At 34.8% G+C, this 20,726-nt stretch carries 19 protein-coding genes; 10 read left to right on the top strand and 9 right to left on the bottom strand.

Features of this window, described 5'->3' with window-relative positions; genetic code table 11:
* The first annotated feature begins 58 nt into the window (after positions 1-58).
* Positions 59-697 (top strand): 16S rRNA (guanine(527)-N(7))-methyltransferase RsmG, encoded by a 639-nt coding sequence (gene rsmG, locus JMA43_RS13025; protein ID WP_342157096.1) that lies wholly within the window; start codon positions 59-61, stop codon positions 695-697.
* Between the two features lie 7 nt (positions 698-704).
* Here the strand turns inward: rsmG and JMA43_RS13030 are convergent, their stop codons facing one another.
* The 5 genes from JMA43_RS13030 to JMA43_RS13050 all read right to left on the bottom strand — a co-directional run bounded on the left by JMA43_RS13030 (position 705) and on the right by JMA43_RS13050 (position 5,603).
* Positions 705-968: a hypothetical protein gene (locus tag JMA43_RS13030; protein WP_342157097.1), complete on the bottom strand. Its 264-nt coding sequence runs from the start codon at positions 966-968 to the stop codon at positions 705-707.
* 174 nt (positions 969-1,142) lie between these two features.
* On the bottom strand, positions 1,143-2,771 hold the full coding sequence (gene pruA / locus JMA43_RS13035; RefSeq protein WP_342157098.1) for an L-glutamate gamma-semialdehyde dehydrogenase: 1,629 nt from the start codon (positions 2,769-2,771) through the stop codon (positions 1,143-1,145).
* 87 nt (positions 2,772-2,858) lie between these two features.
* Positions 2,859-3,245 carry a Co2+/Mg2+ efflux protein ApaG gene (gene apaG, locus JMA43_RS13040; RefSeq protein ID WP_342157100.1) on the bottom strand — a complete coding sequence of 129 codons (387 nt, stop codon included), beginning with the start codon at positions 3,243-3,245 and terminating at the stop codon, positions 2,859-2,861.
* Positions 3,246-3,251: 6 nt separating this feature from the next.
* Positions 3,252-4,346: a DUF3667 domain-containing protein gene (locus JMA43_RS13045; protein WP_342157101.1), complete on the bottom strand. Its 1,095-nt coding sequence runs from the start codon at positions 4,344-4,346 to the stop codon at positions 3,252-3,254.
* Positions 4,347-5,603 carry a type IX secretion system plug protein gene (locus JMA43_RS13050; RefSeq protein WP_342157102.1) on the bottom strand — a complete coding sequence of 419 codons (1,257 nt, stop codon included), beginning with the start codon at positions 5,601-5,603 and terminating at the stop codon, positions 4,347-4,349. It lies immediately after the preceding gene.
* A gap of 160 nt (positions 5,604-5,763) precedes the next feature.
* Between JMA43_RS13050 and JMA43_RS13055 the strand changes: the two genes are divergently transcribed.
* The 8 genes from JMA43_RS13055 (at position 5,764) to JMA43_RS13090 (ending at position 13,335) form a co-directional block, all read left to right on the top strand.
* Positions 5,764-7,107 (top strand): Na(+)-translocating NADH-quinone reductase subunit A, encoded by a 1,344-nt coding sequence (locus tag JMA43_RS13055; protein WP_342157103.1) that lies wholly within the window; start codon positions 5,764-5,766, stop codon positions 7,105-7,107.
* 13 nt (positions 7,108-7,120) lie between these two features.
* Complete coding sequence (locus tag JMA43_RS13060) at positions 7,121-8,278, top strand: NADH:ubiquinone reductase (Na(+)-transporting) subunit B (protein WP_342157105.1); 1,158 nt, start codon at positions 7,121-7,123, stop codon at positions 8,276-8,278.
* A 2-nt stretch (positions 8,279-8,280) separates the two neighbouring features.
* Positions 8,281-9,003, top strand: coding sequence for an NADH:ubiquinone reductase (Na(+)-transporting) subunit C (gene nqrC, locus JMA43_RS13065; RefSeq protein ID WP_342157106.1), 723 nt, complete (start codon positions 8,281-8,283; stop codon positions 9,001-9,003).
* Positions 9,004-9,009: 6 nt separating this feature from the next.
* Positions 9,010-9,732, top strand: a complete 723-nt coding sequence (locus tag JMA43_RS13070) for an NADH:ubiquinone reductase (Na(+)-transporting) subunit D (protein ID WP_342157108.1) — start codon at positions 9,010-9,012, stop codon at positions 9,730-9,732.
* Between the two features lie 28 nt (positions 9,733-9,760).
* Positions 9,761-10,375 (top strand): NADH:ubiquinone reductase (Na(+)-transporting) subunit E, encoded by a 615-nt coding sequence (gene nqrE, locus JMA43_RS13075; protein ID WP_008612184.1) that lies wholly within the window; start codon positions 9,761-9,763, stop codon positions 10,373-10,375.
* Between the two features lie 22 nt (positions 10,376-10,397).
* On the top strand, positions 10,398-11,690 hold the full coding sequence (nqrF, locus tag JMA43_RS13080) for an NADH:ubiquinone reductase (Na(+)-transporting) subunit F (RefSeq protein ID WP_342157110.1): 1,293 nt from the start codon (positions 10,398-10,400) through the stop codon (positions 11,688-11,690).
* Positions 11,691-11,993: 303 nt separating this feature from the next.
* Positions 11,994-12,311 carry a Na(+)-translocating NADH-quinone reductase subunit F gene (locus JMA43_RS13085; RefSeq protein WP_342157118.1) on the top strand — a complete coding sequence of 106 codons (318 nt, stop codon included), beginning with the start codon at positions 11,994-11,996 and terminating at the stop codon, positions 12,309-12,311.
* On the top strand, positions 12,292-13,335 hold the full coding sequence (locus tag JMA43_RS13090) for an FAD:protein FMN transferase (protein WP_342157111.1): 1,044 nt from the start codon (positions 12,292-12,294) through the stop codon (positions 13,333-13,335). The genes JMA43_RS13085 and JMA43_RS13090 overlap by 20 nt, the downstream gene beginning before the upstream one ends.
* Positions 13,336-13,351: 16 nt before the next feature.
* On the opposite strand, the gene JMA43_RS13095 is transcribed toward JMA43_RS13090, so the two are convergent.
* The 4 genes from JMA43_RS13095 to JMA43_RS13110 all read right to left on the bottom strand — a co-directional run bounded on the left by JMA43_RS13095 (position 13,352) and on the right by JMA43_RS13110 (position 17,433).
* On the bottom strand, positions 13,352-14,128 hold the full coding sequence (locus tag JMA43_RS13095) for a class I SAM-dependent methyltransferase (RefSeq protein WP_342157112.1): 777 nt from the start codon (positions 14,126-14,128) through the stop codon (positions 13,352-13,354).
* A 9-nt stretch (positions 14,129-14,137) separates the two neighbouring features.
* Entirely contained in the window at positions 14,138-14,953 is an 816-nt protein-coding gene (map, locus tag JMA43_RS13100; RefSeq protein ID WP_342157113.1) for a type I methionyl aminopeptidase, read from the bottom strand.
* Positions 14,954-15,167: 214 nt separating this feature from the next.
* Positions 15,168-16,208, bottom strand: a complete 1,041-nt coding sequence (locus JMA43_RS13105) for a response regulator (protein WP_342157114.1) — start codon at positions 16,206-16,208, stop codon at positions 15,168-15,170.
* 10 nt (positions 16,209-16,218) lie between these two features.
* A complete protein-coding gene (locus JMA43_RS13110; RefSeq protein WP_342157115.1) occupies positions 16,219-17,433 on the bottom strand; it encodes a PAS domain-containing sensor histidine kinase in 1,215 nt (404 codons plus the stop codon).
* A 524-nt stretch (positions 17,434-17,957) separates the two neighbouring features.
* On the opposite strand from JMA43_RS13110, the gene JMA43_RS13115 reads away from it, so the two are divergent.
* On the top strand, positions 17,958-20,726 hold a 2,769-nt coding region (locus JMA43_RS13115), incomplete at its 3' end, for a hypothetical protein (protein WP_342157116.1).

Genomic DNA, 20,726 nt, shown 5'->3' on the forward strand with positions numbered 1-20,726 from the left:
CAAAAAACTTGAAAAGTGCCGTATTTAATACGTATTTTTGTTAAAATTTTAAAATAACATGTCAGTATCCATTATTCGTAAGTACTTTCCTTCTTTGACTGAAGATCAGATTACTAAATTCACCGAACTTGAAAGTTTGTATAAAGATTGGAATAGCAAGATTAACGTCATCAGCAGAAAAGATATAGACGAACTGTATATTCGCCATGTGTTACACTCATTAGGAATTGCAAAAGTACAGCCTTTTAACCCTGGAAGTTATGTACTAGACGTAGGTACAGGTGGCGGATTTCCTGGAGTGCCTTTGGCAATTATGTTTCCAGAAACTCAATTTTACTTAATTGACGCCATTGGTAAAAAAATCAATGTAGTTAATGAAGTAGTTACTGCTTTAGGATTGGAAAATGTAAAGGCAGAGCAAATTAGAGCTGAAAAGGTAAAGGCACAATTCGATTTTATTGTGAGTAGAGCCGTAACCAATATGCCCGATTTTGTAAAATGGGTAAAAGGGAAGGTTAAGAAAGAGTCGTCTCATAGTTTGAAAAACGGAATTCTTTACCTTAAAGGTGGCGATTTATCCGAAGAACTTGCTGTGTACAAAACAGCGACTTTGTACGATTTACCAGACTTCTTTGAAGAAGATTTTTTTGAGACAAAAAAGGTGGTTCACCTTCCGTTAAAATATACTGGAAAGTAATAGAAAATTACATTCGTAACATAGAATTATAAGTGTATCTCCAGCTTTGCAAGAAATGTTGTACGTACTCCATTTTTCTGCTGAAATAACTTTTGCGAGGTCTTTTACTTAACGTGTCTTCAAACTCTTGAATTTTTTCTAGTAAAGAATTTTTGTTCTTTGCTACAAATACACGTTTTATCTTAGTCACTTTCTTTTCGTTGTTACTTGTGCTATCAAGTATAGAATATTTTATACTTAAAATGCACTTTTTGTTTTCATCTTTCATCATCTTCAACTTTTTGATTATCAGCAAATATACAAAAATATTTTACAATAAATATACAATTTGGTAACATTAAATTAACATTGAGTTGTTTTGATTGCTGATTTTAAGCGAAGTATATAGAATAAAAAAACCCTTTAAGCAAACTTAAAGGGTTTTGAAAATATAGTAAAGTGATTATTATTCTCCTAAAAAAGGATAACGATAATCTACCGGAGTAACAAAAGTTTCTTTTATTAATCTTGGAGATACCCAACGAAGTAGGTTTTGAGATGAACCTGCTTTGTCGTTTGTACCAGAAGCTCTAGCACCTCCAAATGGTTGTTGTCCAACTACGGCACCTGTTGGTTTATCGTTAATGTAGAAGTTTCCAGCACAGTTTTCAAGTGCTTTTGTAGCTTCTTCAATAGCGTAACGGCATCCAGAGAAAACAGCTCCAGTTAAAGCGTATTCAGATGTTCCGTCAACCAATTTAAGTGTTTCTTCCCATTTTTCATCTTCAAAAACATATACAGTTACAACAGGTCCGAATAACTCGGTTGTCATAGTTTTGTATTGAGGATCTGTAGTAAGAATAACAGTTGGGTGGATAAAATATCCTTTTGATTTATCGTAAGTTCCACCAGCAATAATTTCAGCATCTTTGTCTGCTTTTGCTTGGTCGATGTAACTTGCTAATTTATCGAAAGAACCTTCGTGAATTACCGCAGTAATGAAGTTCTCCATATTGTTTGGAGCTCCAATTTTAAATGAAGCAATATCTTCTTTTACAAACTCTAAAACTTCGTTTGCTAACGATTTTGGTAAGTACACTCTAGATGCTGCACTACATTTTTGACCTTGGAATTCAAAAGCTCCTCTAGTAATTGCTGTTGCAACTTGCTTTGCGTTTGAAGTTGGGTGTGCAATGATAAAATCTTTTCCACCAGTTTCTCCAACAATTCTTGGGTACGTTCTGTAAGTATCGATATTGTTACCAATTTTCTTCCAGATATCTTTAAATACATGTGTAGATCCTGTAAAGTGAATTCCAGCAAAATCTGGACTTGCAAGTACAGTATCGGTAATCATTACAGGGTCTCCGTAAACTACATTGATAACCCCGTCTGGCAATCCAGCTTCTTTGAAAATATCAACAATAACTTTTGCTGAATATACTTGGCTGTCGCTTGGTTTCCAAATAACAACATTCCCCATCATTGCAGCACTTGCAGGAAGGTTTCCAGCAATGGCAGTAAAGTTGAAAGGAGTAATTGCGTATACAAATCCTTCAAGTGGTCTGTATTCTACTCGGTTCCAAATTCCTTCGTCTGATTCTGGTTGATCATCGTAGATTTTTGACATGTATTCTACGTTGAACTTTAAGAAGTCAATTAACTCACAAGCAGAATCAATTTCAGCTTGATGGATATTTTTTGACTGCGCAATCATAGTTGCAGCATTGATTTTTGCTCGGTATGGTCCAGCAATTAAATCGGCAGCTTTTAAGAAAATAGCAGCACGTTGCTCCCAATTTAAAGCAGCCCATTTTTTGCGTGCTTCTAAGTTGTTTGCAATTGCTTTTTCTACATGCGATTTTTCAGCTAAATGATAGTGTCCTACAACATGTTGATGGTCGTGAGGAGGAGTCATAGGCTTTGTGTTGCCTGTTCTTATTTCTTCACTTCCAATATACAATGGTACATCTACGGTGCTGTTAAAAAATTCGTCATACTGCTTTAAAACAGCCTCTCTTTCGGGTGATCCTGGTGCGTACGATTTAACGGGCTCGTTAACCGCAGTCGGAACATGAAAAAAGCCTTTTCCCATATGTTTTCGATTTAATACATTAAAATTTCATCAAAGGTACTAAATGCTAAAGGGTTTAAAAAGTAAAATTGTGTTAAAGAAACTTTCTCAGTTTAATGCAAACGGAGCGTGTAATTTAAATGTAGGAATAATCACTCTAAACTTTCTTGTTGAGGTGAAATTAATCATGTTGTAATGCCCGCGCATAGCGCCAATAGGCGAGGTAAGTAAGCAACCCGAACTGTAGGTGTGAGACTCTCCTGGTTTTAATACAGGTTTTTTCCCAATAACACCTTCGCCATCTACAATTTCGATATTGTTTAAAGCATCGAATATTTGCCAATGTCTCGAGGTGAGTTGTACCGAATCTTTGCTCTGGTTTTCAATAGTTATTTTGTAACCAAACGCATAGTGAAGCTTGTAGTTCTTGAAGAAAGTGCCTTCAAAACTAGTCTTTACAGAAATTTTTATGCCTTTGGTAATTTGTGTTATCATACGTTTTTAAAATGTAAATGCACCAATTAAAATAACCAACGATGTAGATACAGTAGCTAAAATAAGGAAAATTGTGTTAAGATAAACGAATTTAACAATTGTTTTAAGTCTGCCTTCTTTGTAAAAACCACGCATGGCCTTATAAAGGTAGAAGAAAAATATAATTAATGTAATGCCGTGTAAATCAATATTGAATATCCATTTTATAATTAGTGTGGTGATGAGTAAGATGGTAAAAAGTGTTTGTGTATGGAAACTAAAAATTAAATGGTCGATGTAGTGATATTTTTTAGATGAATAAACAAGCCAAATAAAAATGGTGAAAAAAGGGATGTAAAAGAAAATTATAAACGGAAGCTTGGAAATAAGTGTTGTGAAAAATCTTCCAGGATCGTTATATGTTTTATGCGCACTTTTGGCAATATTGAAAGTCATGTGGTTTTCAAGACTTTTAGGAATATTTAATGATACAATTGCCTCTGGGTAGGTTTTGTATTTTTTTCTTTGAAGGTCTTCGTAGAAAAACTCTGTTTTGTCGTACAAACGTTGCGCAATAAGGTTGTTTTGATCTAGTTTTTTAAAATATTCTTGCGGGAGTTCGTGCAATTCAATTTCGCGTTTCGGATTGTATTTTGCAATCATAGAATCGATAATCGCAGCGTCTTTCTTATCGAGATTATTAGCTTTAACTTCCATGAGAGCACTTTCAATAAAAATACTGTCTCTCATGCTTACAGCGCTATTGATGCTGTCTTCCAAATTATCAAAGTTGCTGCTGTAACTTATCATTAAAAAATACAATAGTGTTACACTGAAGAAAAACCGAAACGGATTGGTGTATTTAGCTCTTTTTCCGCTTACAAATTCGGTTGTTATTTTTCCTGGCTTTAAAATTAAAGCAGCTAGTGTTTTATGGAGTTTTGAATCGTACGATAAAATACTCGACATAAACTCTTCGAGCATATCGAGGAGTGTTAACTTTTTGGTGCTGTTAATTTGGCCACAATTAGGGCAGTATCCATCACTTTTTTCTAGCGGGAGTTCGCAATTTAAGCATTTAGTGCCTCGGTATTTACGGGATGTTCTGTCGCTGTGTTCCATTTAGTTTGAAATATTAACAGAAGTTGCGCTTCCAACACCTATTAAACTATCGTATACAGTACCAAAATCTCGGTAGTATACCAAAATAGTATAGTTGTTTTCGGTTTCCCAGAAGCTTCCGCTAACAAAATTTAGGTCGATTTTTCCGTCTTTGTCCGCTTTTACAAATTTATAATTGTAAAATCCTTGTTTCAGTAAAATGGCGGTATTCAAGGTGTTGGTTTTTTCGTTGTAGGTGAGTTTGTTTTCTTTTGTAAGTTGATAGTTGTTAAATTTTCCGTAGACATAAATATCGTCTAAACCAATGGTGTTGTCGTAAGCTAAACTAAATCTAACAAACGAGTAGTCGGCTTCTCGATTGGCACTTTGATCTACGCCGTCGATGGTTCTAATAAAATAATCGCCGTTAGTGTCGGGATTGTAAGTGTAGGCGTTGTTTTTTCGTATTTCGTTGGTGTACAAATAATGGTTGTATCGATTGGTGAGATCTACGCGTGCAATGGCATTACTCGATACTCTAATTTCTTTGGTGTCGAACCAAAAATATTCGTTTCCGCCTTCAAAAGATGCTTCGGCGTCGTATTTATAAATAAGCTGATCGCCCGACATAAATTGTGGTTTTAAACCAGAAACAACATTGTTGAAATTGCTATTTTGAAGAATAACTACTTTTACTTCTTGCTGTGGATTTACAATGTCGTAATCGGCATAATTTATAAAAAATTCCAAGCGCTGAAGCTTGTCGATAAGTTTCATATTTCTAGAGCGCTTTACCGTTGCGCCCACTGTAACACCATCTTTATAAATTAAAAATCGTCTGGAAAAAATGAGTTCTCCAGTGTTATCTTTTACCTTTAAAATATAGTTTCCGCTCACCCTAAATTTTGTTTGTTGGTTGGGCAGTGTTAATTGGTAATTTGTATACGGTTGAATGGTTGAAAGCGAATTGTTGTAGTTTATAATTCGTTGGTTGTCGATGCCCGACAGATACTGCGATTTTAAAAGTTTTGAAGGCGTCCAGTCGATATTGCAATGTTCAATTTCGTAATAATAATCTTTTTCATCAGCATACAAATCATCAAAAGAAAGTGTGAAAGTTTCGCCCATTTTCACGATAGGAAATTGATCGCCATCGTTTTCAGATTTAAAAACGACCGACTTTATATTTTCTGGCGGAGCGACTTCTTGCAAAATTTGTGCTCCGCAGTAGTTTCCGAAGAAAAAAATAATAGCGAAAAGGTTGTAGTTGAAATTCATGCTTTCAAAAAAAATTTGCGATAAATATACACAAAATACTATGTGTATTGTGTTTCAAAGGAATCGGTCCGAAAAATATAGGTTTTTATTATGCGAACAATGTTTTAATTATTAAATTTGCACGAATTTTTGAGTTAACTAATTTCATTAGATAGATAGCATGTCAAACGACATTAAGATTAGAAAAGGCTTAGATATTAAGCTAAAAGGCGAAGCGGAAAAATTAATTTCTGACGCGCCAAGATCTAAAACCTTCGCTATTAAGCCTACCGATTTTCATGGGGTAACCCCAAAGATGATTGTTAAGGAAGGTGAATCTGTAAAAGCCGGAGATATTATTTTTTATTCAAAGTACAATGAAAAGGTGAAGTTTGTTTCGCCAGTGAGTGGTACTTTAAAAGAAATTAAACGCGGTGCGAAGCGAAGAATTTTAGAGGTTATCATTGAAGCTGATACAGCTGATACGTACAAGGAGTTTGGTCAGAAAGATGTAGCAACTATGTCTGGAGAAGAGGTAAAACAACACTTACTTGATAGTGGTTGTTGGCCTTTTGTTAAGCAAAGACCATACGATATTGTAGCCAATCCAGATGATGCTCCAAAAGCAATTTTTATTTCAGGTTTAGCAACGGCTCCTTTGGCTGCCGATGTTGAGTTTGCAATAGGAAAACGCAAGGAAGATTTTCAACTTGGTATTGAAGCAATATCGAAACTTACCTCTGGGAAAACACATCTTTCTATAGACAAAAGATCGGCTTCGTTTTTTAGCGAAGTTAAAGGTGTTCAGATTCATAAAGTGTCTGGTCCGCATCCTGCAGGGAATGTTGGAGTTCAAATTCATCACATCGATCCTGTAAATGCAGGAGAGCGTGTGTGGGTTATCAATCCAGAAGATGTAGCAATTATCGGGTCTTTATTTAGGACCGGGAAGTTCGATGCAACACGTGTAGTTGCAGTTGCTGGATCTGAAGCGCCAAAAGCACAATATTTTAGATTTAAAATAGGATCGAATGTAGCAGATGTTGTTGGGCAGTTGCCAGCAAACGTCAGAATTATTTCTGGGGATGTGCTTACAGGAGATAAAATAGCTAACGATGGTTATGTTGGATATTACAGCAATACCATTTCTTTAATTCCTGAAGGAAATACGTACAGAATGTTCGGATGGTTACCTTTTAAAGATAACAATATTCCGAGTATGTCTAGAACTTCTCTTTCTTGGTTATTTCCAAACAAGAAATATACCGTTGATACCAATTTAAATGGTGAAGAAAGAGCGCTAGTAGTTACTGGAGAAATGGAAAAAGTAATGCCAATGGACGTATATCCTATGCAGTTGCTTAAAGAATGTATGGCAGGAAACATAGAGAAAATGGAAAACTTAGGAATCTACGAAGTAGCTCCAGAAGATTTTGCATTGATCGACTATGTTAACACTTCAAAAATTGAAGCGCAAGTCATCATTAGAGAAGCATTGGATATAATGATAAAAGAAGTTGGTTAATAAAAACTAAGATATGAACGCTTTAAGAAAAAAGTTAGATCAACTAAAAAAGCCTTTTAATAAAGGAGAGAAGTGGGAGAAATTTGGTCCCGCTTTTAATGCATTCGATACCTTTTTGTATGTGCCAAATCATACTACAAAAAAAGGAGCGCATATTCGTGATGCAGTAGATTTAAAAAGAACTATGATTGTCGTGGTTTTAGCGCTTTTACCAGCGTTATTCTACGGAATTTATAATGTAGGATACCAACACTTTTCGCAATTAGGAGATACATTCTCGTTCTGGGATGCTTTTGCACACGGAGCATGGAAAGTGTTACCAATGGTAGCGGTATCGTATATAGTAGGTTTAGGTATTGAGTTTGTGTTTGCTATTTATAGAGGACACGAAGTAAACGAAGGGTACTTGGTAACCGGACTTTTGATCCCTATGATTATGCCGGTAGATATTCCACTTTGGATGGTGGCAGTATCTGTTGCATTTGCAGTAGTTATCGGGAAAGAAGCTTTTGGAGGAACAGGGATGAATATTTTAAATCCTGCGTTAACTGCAAGAGCTTTTGCATTTTTTGCATATCCAACATTTATGTCAGGTAACAAAGTATGGGTTTCCGATGCAACAAACGTAGATGCAATTTCTGGAGAAACAATATTAGGAACACTAGCTGCTGGTAAAGAAGTAGCACACAACACATGGTCGATGTTCTCGGGGGCAATTCCAGGATCTATTGGAGAAACTTCAACATTATGGATTTTAGTTGGAGCAGCTGTTTTAATTTTAACAGGTGTTGGAAGTTGGAGAATTATGGCTGGTGGAGTTATAGGAGGTGCATTTATGGGCTTCTTGTTCAACCTTTGGAGCGCTAACGAATTAATGGCTTTTCCTTGGTACCAACAACTTATTGTAGGAGGATTTGCTTTTGGTATTGTGTTTATGGCTACAGATCCAGTATCTGCTGCACAAACACAAAAAGGAAAATGGATCTACGGAATCTTAATCGGTATTTTCTGTATTATGATTCGTGTATTCAACCCTGCATATCCAGAAGGAGTAATGCTTGCCATTTTATTAATGAACGTATTTGCTCCTACGATTGACCATTACGTTGTTCAATCAAGCATTAAAAGAAGAAAGAAACGTTTATCTGCCGCTACGGTAAAATCTGCTTAATTATGAATAGAGATAGTAACGCATATACTTTTATATTCGCTGGAATTATGGTAGTTATAGTAGCTTCTGCTTTAGCATTTGCAGCTACATCTTTACAACCTATTCAGGCTAAGAATATAAAAATCGAAAAGATGCAAAACATTCTTGCTACTATTGGTATTGAAGCTTCCAAAGAAGAAGCTGAAAATACATACCATAAGTATATCAAAGAAGAAATTGCATTAGACAATAAAGGTGAAGTACAAACAGATGTAAATGCATTTGATGTAGACCTTGCCAAAGAACTTAAGAAAGACGAAAGTAAACAACGTTTTCCTTTATACGTAGCTGAAGTAGAAGGAAAAAAATATTACGTTATTCCACTTAGAGGTGCCGGTTTATGGGATGCTATTTGGGGATATGTGTCTTTAGAAGACGATGTAAATACCGTAAAAGGCGCAGTATTCGATCATAAAGGAGAAACTCCTGGATTGGGTGCAGAAATTACACAAGCGTGGTTTCAACAACGATTTGAAGATGAAAAAATCTACAACAAATCTGGAGACTTCGTAGGTATTACAGTTCAGAAAGGATATTCTGGAGGAAGTGATAAAGATGATAACGCAGTAGATGCTATTTCTGGAGCTACCATTACAGGTGATGGTGTAACAAAAATGATTCACAACCGTTTATCATACTACCTTACTTTTCTTAAGAAACAAAACACTAAAGTAGCTTTAAATTAATATACGATGGCTGATACAAAAAACAAAAAAGAGAAATCACCAGTGGTGCTTTTTGTAGCTGAAGAAAAAGAGCCGCTTTTCTCTAAGAAAAACAGAAAATTATTATCAGATCCTTTAAACGATAACAACCCAATTACAGTACAAGTATTAGGTATTTGTTCTGCATTGGCAATTACAGTACAATTAAAGCCGTCTATCGTAATGGCAATTGCGGTAATGGTAGTAATGGCATTTAGTAATGTTATTGTTTCTTTAATCAGAAATTTAATTCCAAACCGTATTCGTATTATCGTTCAATTGGTAATCGTTGCAGCTTTAGTAATTTTAGTAAACGAGGTCTTAAAAGCATTTGCTTACGATGTAAGTAAAGAGCTTTCGGTTTTTGTCGGACTTATTATTACCAACTGTATCGTTATGGGACGTTTAGAAGCTTTTGCGCTTGGTAACGGACCATGGAAGTCTTTCTTAGACGGAATCGGAAACGCTGCAGGTTATGGATTAATACTTGTAATTGTTGCATTTTTCCGTGAGCTTTTAGGTTCTGGTAAATTATTAGGATTTGAAATTTTAGGTCACAAAGGAGCAACACTAGCAGAGTCAACAGGATTGTATGCTTTAGGATATGAAAACAACGGATTAATGTTGTTATCGCCAGCTGCATTACTTGTAGTAGGAGTTATTATTTGGGTGCAACGCTCAAGAAATAGAGAACTAATTGAAAAACACTAAGCTATAGGCTTTTAAAAATATATATACAATGGAATATGTAAACCTTTTTGTAAGAAGTATTTTTATAGAGAACATGATTTTTGCCTATTTCTTAGGAATGTGTTCTTACTTAGCAGTTTCTAAAACAGTTAAAACAGCTGTTGGTTTGGGGGCTGCGGTAATTTTTGTACTTGCAATTACAGTACCTATTAACTTCTTACTAGATAATTATTTATTAAAGCCAGGTGCTTTAACATGGTTAAGTCCAGAATATGCAAACATCGATTTAAGTTTCTTAAGCTTTATCATGTTTATTGCAGTAATTGCATCTATGGTGCAATTGGTAGAAATGATTGTTGAAAAATTTGCTCCTGCACTTTACGGTGCGCTTGGTATTTTCTTACCACTTATCGCGGTAAACTGTGCTATTTTAGGAGGATCTTTATTTATGCAACAAAAAGATTTTGGTGGTGTTTCAGAAGCATTTACTTACGGTCTTGGTTCTGGTATCGGGTGGTTTTTAGCAATTTTGGCTATTGCGTCAATCAGAGAAAAAATCACGTACTCAAATGTGCCAGCTCCGTTAAGAGGTCTAGGGATTACCTTTATCATCACAGGACTTATGGCGCTTGGATTCATGAGTTTTATGGGAATTAAATTATAAATTATATTAGTTAATTAACAATATGGATTATTCAGTAATCATAGCAAGTTTAGTAGTTTTCTTAACACTTATTTTTGTGTTGGTAATTATATTATTACTTGCAAAGGCTAAGTTAGTGCCTTCTGGTCCTGTAACTTTAAAAATTAATGGCGAAAAAGATGTAGAGGTTTCTTCTGGAGGCACACTACTTTCTACGCTAGGAAATAATAAAATATTTTTACCATCGGCTTGTGGTGGTGGAGGTACTTGTATTCAGTGTAAATGTGTTGTAAAAGAAGGAGGAGGAGAAATTCTTCCTACGGAAGCACCTCACTTTACGCGTAAAGAAGTAGCTGAAGGTTGGCGTCTTGGATGTCAAGTAAAAGTGAAGCAAGACATGGTAATCGAAGTGCCAGAAGAAGTATTCGGTATTAAAAAATGGGAAGCAGAAGTTGTTCGTAACTGGAACGTTGCATCTTTTATTAAAGAGTTTGTAGTACGTATTCCAGAAGATATGGATTACCAAGCGGGAGGTTATATTCAAATTGAAATTCCACCAGTTGAGGTAAACTATTCAGATATCGATATTACTGCGCACCCTGAAGAGCACGAAGACCCAAAGAAATTCCAATTAGAATGGGATAAATTTAACCTTTGGCCGTTAACAATGAAAAATGCCGAAACTGTAGAAAGAGCTTACTCAATGGCTTCTTACCCTGCAGAAGGTAGAGATATTATGTTGAACGTACGTATTGCTACGCCACCATGGGATCGTAACAAAAACGGTTGGATGGATGTGAATCCAGGAGTTGCTTCTTCTTATATTTTCTCAAGAAAACCAGGAGACAAAGTAACTATTTCTGGACCTTACGGTGAGTTCTTTATCAACCCAAGTGAATCAGAAATGCTTTACGTTGGAGGGGGAGCTGGAATGGCACCAATGCGTTCGCACTTATACCACTTGTTCAAAACACTTAAAACAGGTAGAAAAGTTACGTATTGGTACGGAGGTCGTTCTAAGAGAGAGTTATTCTACTTAGAGCACTTTAGAGAATTAGAAAGAGATTTCCCTAACTTTAAGTTTTACATTGCACTTTCTGAACCTTTAGAAGAAGACAATTGGAAAGTAAAAGATGGAATTGATGGTGAAGGAGATGGTTTTGTAGGATTTGTTCACCAAGTGGTAATCAATAACTATTTAAATCATCATGAGGCTCCAGAAGATATAGAATTCTATTTCTGTGGACCGCCATTAATGAACAAAGCAGTTGAAAAAATGTGTGACGATTTTGGTGTTCCACCAGAGAATGTACGTTTTGACGACTTCGGAGGATAATAAATTGATATTTCAATATAAAAACGGCTACTTTTTAAGTAGCCGTTTTTTTGTGTTCTATTTTGATGCTGATTTTATATACTATGGATTTTCAGTTGTTTATGCAGAATCAAGGACTGTGCCATTTCGTGTTTGTTATTGGCGAGCAGTATGTTAAGAATTTCTTTTCTTTTATTTCTGATGCCTTTCCATAGCTACGATACTGAAAGATTTATGTACTTTTGTTTTGTTATTTTTTAAAATTGAAATTTTATTTTGACTACTTCGGAAGAATTTACTGAACAAGAATTACACAATCTAGCCATGAATGTGGTAGGAAAAGACTTGAAGAAAATGGGGTTCGAATTTATGTCTGTAAATAGCCAGTTAAAAAAAGATCCTCAATTTGTATGTTTGAAAAATAAGAAGCTTCATTTTGTAGTTGTAAAAGCAATTTTGTATCCCGAAAATCCGCAGAAGTACAATGTTACTTATATGGAAACCATGAGGGAACATGCGCTAAAATTTAAGGCGAGAACGTACTACGCAGGTGTAGGCATTGCAAATGCTAAAAACTATGAAGCTCCAGTGGTAAAAGGCGAAAAATATATAATTAATTATAATGGCATCATTGAAATTTAAATGTGGGATTTTCACAGTATTTATAGCGAGCTTAATTATTTTAAGTTGTGCAAATACTGATGATGAAGCAAATTTTAAAGTTGAACAGGGGTACGCTTTAGGAACCACTTACACTATAAAATACGAGGTGAAAGACGACACTGTAAGCTTAAAACCTCAAATTGAAGCGGTGTTTGATACCGTAAATGCTTCGATGTCGACGTATCTACCAACTTCAGATATTTCTGCAATTAATCGAGGAGATTCTACTTTGGTGGTCGATGCTTACTTTCAAGAGGTGTATTTAAAAGCCAAAGAAGTGTATCGCAACACACAAGGTTTTTTCGACCCTACAATTGGAGCTTTGATTAACGCATGGGGTTTTGGACCAGAAATGGCTTTAGACCATATGGAGCAACACGAAGTTGATAGCCTTTTGGAGTTTACAGGTTTTGATAAAGTTTTTATGTCTGATGACAAACGAATTATTAAAAAGAATAAAAACATTTATTTAGATTTTAATGCGCTTGCCAAAGGATATACCATCGATTTAATTGGTCGTATGTTTGATGAAAATGGGGTTGAAAATTATTTAATTGAAGTAGGAGGCGAAATTCTAACCAAAGGAAACAGTAAAAAAACAAGTAAGGTTAAAAACTGGGTTGTGGCAATTGATAGTCCGATGCAGGATAAAGATCAACGCGTACTTATTGCAAAAGTTCAGTTAGAAGATAAAGCGATGGCAACAAGTGGAAATTACAGAAAATTCCGTGTTGATGAAAAAACTGGCGAGCACTATGTCCACATTATAAATCCGCTTACGGGTTATCCTCAAAAAAGTAATGTATTAAGTGTTTCTGTAGTTGCCAATACATGTATGGAAGCCGATGCTTATGCTACAGCTTTAATGGTAATGCCGTTGGATAAAGCCAAAGAATTACTTAAAAACACACCCACAATCGATGCTTATATAATTAGCGCAGATAAAGATGGAGATTTAGTTGAATACAAAACAAAAGGCTTCCAAGAATTACTTTTAGATTAAAAAGTAGTTGCAAGGTTTAAGCAATCGGTTTAAAACAGACTGGAAGAATTTCGTTTGGATTAAGTGCGTATTTTTTAATTTCTTCTGAAGTTAAAAAGTCTTTTGCAAAGTGTACTTCTTTTACATCAAAACCAACATTTCGTAATCTGTCAAAATAGTCGAGGCCGTAAACCCGCACATGATCGTATTGTCCAAAAATTTCGGCACGTTTCTTTTTGTCTACAATGCTGTCGTCTTCAAAAGTCACACTTCGGTTAATGTCCTGCGGAATTTGGAATATTCCCCATCCGCCAGGTTTAAGCACTCGGTATAGTTCTTTCATGGCAGTTTCGTCGTCTTTGATATGTTCTAAAACATGATTACAAAATATAACATCGTAACTGTTGTCTTCAAAAGGAAGATTGCAAATATCAGCTTTTACATCTGCCAATGGCGATTCGATATCTGTAGTAGTATATTCAAGATTTTTCTGATTTCTAAAAAGGTTGTAAAAAGCCTGTTCAGGAGCAAAATGGAGCAACTTTATTGGCTTGGTGAAGAAATCTGTTTCAGTTTTTAAATACAACCACAATAACCGATGACGCTCCAAAGATAAAGTTCCCGGTGCCAAAACATTTTCGCGTTGTGTTCCGTATCCGTAGGGTAAAAAAGCTTTGTAACTTTTATTGTCAATCGGGTCGGTAAAATTATCTCCTTTGTAATATGCCGATATAAGTGGACGAGCCCAATAACTCATTTTTATAAGTAATGGGCGAGGAATCGTATTTAAAACAAATTTGAAAAGCTTTTTCAAGGGGGCAAATTATTCTGTAGCTACATTTTTAAACTCGTCTTCTTCGGTGCTCGAAATTCCAAGAGCATCGTACACATATTTAAATGTAGAAAGAATTTCAGGTTTCCCATTGACAAGTGCAACATCGTGCTCAAAGTGCGCACTTGGTTTTCCATCAGCAGTAACAATTGTCCAACCATCTTTCAATTGCTTAATACGGTGTGTTCCCATATTAATCATTGGTTCGATTGCAACCACCATTCCGTCTACAAATTTCTTTCCGCGACCGCGTTTACCGTAGTTTGGCATTTCTGGATCTTCGTGCATTTTTTTACCAAGACCATGACCTACCAATTCTCTTACAACTCCGTAGCCTTCTTTTTCGCAATAGTTTTGAATAGCAAAACCTACATCTCCAACTCTGTTCCCAGCTTTAAATTCTCTAATTCCTACGTACAACGATTCTTTGGTAATTTGTAATAGTTTTTTTGTTTCTGGAGCTACTTCACCAATTTCAAAAGTGTAAGCATGATCGCCGTAAAAACCATTTTTTAAAGCACCACAATCTACCGATACCACATCACCTTCTTTAAGCGGAACGTCGGTTGGTAAACCATGAACTACAGCTTCGTTGGTACTAGTAAGTAAGGTAGAAGGGCAACCGTAAAGACCTAAAAATCCAGGCTCGGCTCCTTGCGAACGTATAAAATCTTCAGCTATTTTGTCGAGATATTTTGTTGTTACACCCGGCTTTATTTCTGTTGCCAACATCCCTAAAGTTTTAGAAACGATAAGGGCACTTTCTCTCATTAATTCAATTTCTTCGAGTGTTTTTATTTGAATCATATTTCGTTTTTTTAAACTGAAAATTATACTTTGAATCGTTAATCGCATAACAAGATGCAAAAGTAAGTATTATTTTTGTTTTACTCGATAATCGGGATTTAAATGCTCCGACGCTTTCGTTGAAATCAGAATTGAGGTTCCTTTTAATATCTCGTGGTAGTTTACTGTTGAAGTAAGATTTATAAAGTCAATGACTTATATGCCACTTATAATTTTAATGAAGACTTTGTAGTTCTTGCTTTAGCGCTTCGATGTTCGGAATGATGATTTTTCGTTTGTTGATTTCTACTAAAGATTTTGCTTTTAATTTTTTTAATTCTCTAATGAAAGTTTCTGTGGATAAACCAGCAAAATTTGCAATGTCGTTACGGGATAAATTGATGAAATTTCTGTCGTTAGAACAAAAGATTTCATACAGCCGAGTGAGTGATGAAACAGTTTTTACTGTAGCACTTCCGTAGGCAATTGGCATAAATTGATCTAAAATGTTGTTGATGTAATTACTAAGAAAGTTGATAAACTCTTTACCTAGGTTTGGATTGTTGTCTATGAGTTTTGAAATCTTGCTTTTTTCAAGACTGTAGATTTCAGTTTTTTCAATACAAATGGCTTTTACATTATTGTTTTCAATGTTTTTTAAGGTTCCCAGATTTCCAATAAAACTATCGTTTGTGTAAAAATAGAGTCCTAAAATTTTACCATTTTCATCCAGTTTGTACGATTTTATAAGTCCGTTTTTTACAAGATATACACAACCGTATTTCGATTCGATATTTTCTATGATATGTCCCTTTGGTAAAACATTAAGTTCTGCATGCTTAACAAAAAGTTCCTTGGGATCTACCTTTTCAAATACCGATTGACTTTGAAGATCTTCTTTTTGTTTGTTGAATTTTTCAAGTCTTTTTTCGAGAGTTTCCAATAAATCTTCCTCAGTAAAAGGTTTCACTAAATAATCGTCCGCTCCCAGATTCATCCCTTGGCGGATGTCTTTATATTCGCTTTTGGCAGTTAAAAATATAAACGGAATGGTACACGTTGCTTGGTTTTTTGAAAGCTCATCAAGTACTTCGTATCCATTCATCGGATTCATCATGATGTCGCAAATAATAAGGTCTGGCCTTGAATTTTCTGCAACCTTTATTCCCTCCATTCCATTTTGTGCGCTTAACACGTTGTAGTTTGAGAGCGATAAAAGTTCTACCGTATTTTCACGAAGCATTTCGTCATCTTCTATGAGTAATATTGTTTTCATAATGCTTGTTTTAAAGTGGGATATTGACGTTGAAGGTTGTTCCTTGGTTAACTTTACTTGAAAATTGAATATTTCCACCTAAATTTTCAAGGTGTTTTTTAATGATGTTGAGTCCGATGCCGGTTCCTTCGGCTAGACTCCCATTTTTACCTCGAAAATATCTGCTAAAAACGTGTTTTTGATCAGCTTCAGGAATTCCGTAGCCATTGTCTTTCACTGTTAGGTTTAAATTGTTTTCTTCGAGGTGTAGAGAAACAGTTATAGTGGTGTCGTTTGGAGAATATTTTATGGCATTAGTAATTAAATTGGTTAATATTAAATCGAAGGTTTTTATATCTGTGTTGATGTTTAAAACAGACTCTTGATGGTCGAAAATAATAGCTTGCCCCTGTTTGAGAGATATTTCAAATTCGTCGATTATTTTTTGAGAATAATAAATTGAATCAAACAAAGTCTTGTCGTATTTTACATTTCCTTTTTCTAATTTTTCAATTGACAGGAAATCGTTTAAAATTCCTGTTAGGTAATGTATTTTCTTCTGAATTCCTTGAATATGACGTTCTCGGTTTGCTTGTTGCTCTGCAAGTTTATATTTGCTTATGAGTGTGGAAGAAATTAAAATATTACTTAATGGTGTTTTAAATTCATGAGAAACCAATGTTAGAAACTCCGATTTTAAATCGTTTAATTCTTTTTCTTTTTCTAGAGCTTTTGTGATTTGTTTTTCTATTTCTTTTCTCTTTGAAATTTCTTTTTCAAGTTGTGTAACCGATTGCTGAAGTTCGGCAGTTCGTTGTTTAATTTTCACTTCGAGTTGTTCGTTTAACTGAATAATCTTTTTTTCAGCCTCTAGAGATTCTGTTACATCAATTACCAGAGCTACGATGTATGTTTCGTCGCTATATTTAAAAGGATTTAATCCGATTTTCACAGGAATTTGTGTGCCATCTTTTTTGATGCCCCATAATTGTCTTCCTCCAGCCATTTTTCTTTTGGTTGAAGTTTCGTAATAATGATTAAAGTGACCTCCGTGTTTTCCGTGAAATTTAGTAGGAATAAGTTTGTTTAATTCTGCGCCAACCAATTCCTTTTTGTCATAACCAAACATAGATGTGAGCATAGAGTTCACGATGATAATCTCTTGTTTTGAGTTTACCACAATTAATCCTTCGGAAATTGATTCGGAAACAATACTGAATATGTTTTTCTGGGGGAGTTTAGACATTCGGAATATTGATGTGTAAATAGCTTAACTGTAAATTTTTATGCAAAATTAGCTGTGAAAGAGACATTGTAACTTGTAAAAATTTGTTTAAAAATTGCTACTTAGCAAAGCTTTAACATATTCTGCAAAAAAAATCTGATCACGGTCAATTTTAAAGAAGAATTTTTATTAAATGATTTTTAATATTTTGATGTAAGTGTTTTCTAACTGTTTTTAATAAGCTGTTTTTTAACGATATAAATTACATTTAATAGAATATTTATGAAAATATATACACCAATATTGGTGTATATAAAATCAGTATAAAAATATAAATACTTGATTTTCAATTTTTTGACTAAAAACTAAATAATAAGCTTTTAAGACTATTGACGCCTGTCATTTAACATCCTTTTAAATATGTAGACTTTTGTCTTGTAGATATTTACCCAACTTCTTGTCTATATAATCCTACACATATTTAATAGGGGGCAATTTTAACAATTGTCTATTTAAAACGATTTTCAATTAAAAAGATTTGTTAAATGAAAAGAAAATTACAGAAAGCAATGTTATACTTTCTTTTATTGGCTAGTGCGGTACAGTTGTATGCGCATTTGGATTTTGAAGGTATAAAGAAAAGAGATGTTAACCCTTTTCCAAAAGAAGCAATGTTTACTTCTTTAAGTGCAAGCGCTACTGGTGCTACTTGTTCTGGAAATGGAAGTGTTAGTTTTGAAGTAACAGATGCCGAAAATGGTGATTTATATGATTTTAGTATTCGAAATTCTTCAAATAATAATGAAGTGGATAGTGGGAGCTTTACTTTTGATGGAACTTCATTTTCTCATACTAAAGGGCAATTATTATCTGGGGAGTATGCAGTTACAGTTGCGAATAGAAGTAACCCAACAGATGTAGAGACTTCAAATGTAACTGTTGCAGACGAGCGTGAAAGTATTATTTTTAGTTTAAATAGTACCGTGTCTTGTGGTGGGAGAGATATTGAGGCTATTGTAACTTCTGGAAATGTACAAGATTACAGATTGTTAAACTCAGATCTATCGGTATATAGAGGATATCAAGCTTCTAATGTTTTTACAGGTGTTCCGCAGGGGAACTATATTGTAGAAGTGAGAGATGTCTGCGGAGACTCAGAAACTCAAGGGATTACAATTCCAAATACAGATTATGGTTTTCAATTTATGAGAAGAAATAATGTTGATGGAGAGTTGTTTAATTTGCTAAGTAGTTGTAATGAAATCTATCATATTGAAAGGGTTAGGTTGTCTGGAGGAGCTGAGTTGCCAGAAGCGTTGTATCCTATTTCAGTAAGTTATACCGTTACTGGAAATCAAGGTACAAATATTAATGATTCTTATGTAATGAATTCTTCAGCCGAAAATGATAGAGAGATTTTAATTCCATTTAATAATAATGGTGAAGCATTAAATTATAGCATTACTATTGTAGATGCATGTGGAAAAACAGTAACACATGGTACAAATTTTACGGCAGAGAAAGATTTTACTTTAGCTAGAGCACAAGGGTTATGTGGTGGGTCTTATTTAAGACTAGATGATTTTGCTAATATACAGGCGCCTTATACGATTGAGTTTGTAGATTTTCCTACGGGTTTTGATGCTTCAGACTATTCTAACGATTTTACGCCAGGTACAAATACTGCAACCATTACAGATCCAGTAAATGTTAATACAGCGTTTGATATCGGAAACAGAGAGAATGGGGTTCCAGATTATGATAGTTACCGAGTTAAAATAACAGACGCTTGTGGAGAAGAAGTACTTTCGGAGCCACTTAAAATAAGCACTACTATAGTTTTAGATTTGTTTGCTTCAAGAATATATAATGGTTGTGATTTTAATGAAGGGTCTATAAGAATATATATCAATAATGGAACAACAAGTGCTAAAGCAGCCGATATTGAAGAAATGTATATTATAGAGGCTCCCGATGCGTATAAAAATATGCACACACTACCTAGCGATGTTAGTGAAAATGTAAATAAAGTGATGTTGAGTGGAAACTTTGGACAGTTTATAATGAATTCGTTACCAGTAGGGACATATAAATTCCAAGCAATTACAAGTTGTGGCACTACATTGGAGAAAGAGTTTACAATTGAACCAACAGTCTTGGAGTATGAAATCACTCCAAAGTTTAATTGTAATAATTACGATTTAGATGCTTCTGTAACAACAAACTTAGCTAGTCCAATTGTATTTTTGCAAAGATATGATGAAACAACAGGTTTATGGGGACACCCCATGACAGATGCAAATGAAGGAAATAATGATGTAGTAAATGAAAACTCTGGGCTTCAATTATTATTATTTGCAAATAATGATGGGGTTCAGACAATGTCTACCAGTGTGAATAATATTACTACTTCGGGCTTATTTAGAGTTGTTTTAAATTCTTTTGAATACGAAAATGCTGTAAATTCTTTACAGTCTTGTGGTATACGAGTTATTGAAGAGTACGACATTCCTACATCTGGAATAGCATTAAACAATTATTATGTATACAGTTGTGATGATGGGACCAGAGAAATTGCCATTGATGCAGCAGGGAGTGCTCCTTTAACTTATGAGATTACTGCTAAAGATGGAGAGCCTTATTCAATAGTAAATGGAGAAAATCCAATTTTTACTGTGTTAGAAGAAGCTACTTATACGTTAGAAGTACATAATGGCTGTGGAGCAACTAGAGTATTTAACATCAGCACAAATGTATTGCGTTCTCCAAGAGTAACACCTCAAAATCTGTGTGAAGGGCAAAGTGGGTCATTATTTGTAGATGTTCCTTTATTCTATAATGTAGAATGGTTTAAAGATGGTGTTTCTGTAGGAACAGGGAACCGTTATTCTTTTGCTTCTTTTGATCGAATTGCCGATGCAGGGACTTACGAGGCTTCTATACAAACTTCCGATCCTACATCTTGTTCTAATACAACAGTTTCATACGAAGTTTCTTCTACAGATGATGGATTGGCAAATGCAGGAACAGGGCAAACAATAACGTTATACCAAGGAGCAGTTAAAGAACCTATAGATTTATTTAATTATGTTGAAGGAGAATATGATGACTACGGGAGTTGGTCTGAAACTACTGCAACAGGTAGTAGCGACCTATTGGTAGATAATGTTTGGGATGCACAACTTGCGGAAGAAGGAGAGTACACTTTTATGTACACAGTTGATGGATCTTGTGGAGGAACAGATGCAACTACGGTTACAATAATAATTGAAGAGGCAACTGCCGATATTGTAACTGTTAAAACAGATAATTCG

The organism is Joostella sp. CR20 (assembly GCF_038433465.1).
Classification (GTDB): domain Bacteria; phylum Bacteroidota; class Bacteroidia; order Flavobacteriales; family Flavobacteriaceae; genus Galbibacter.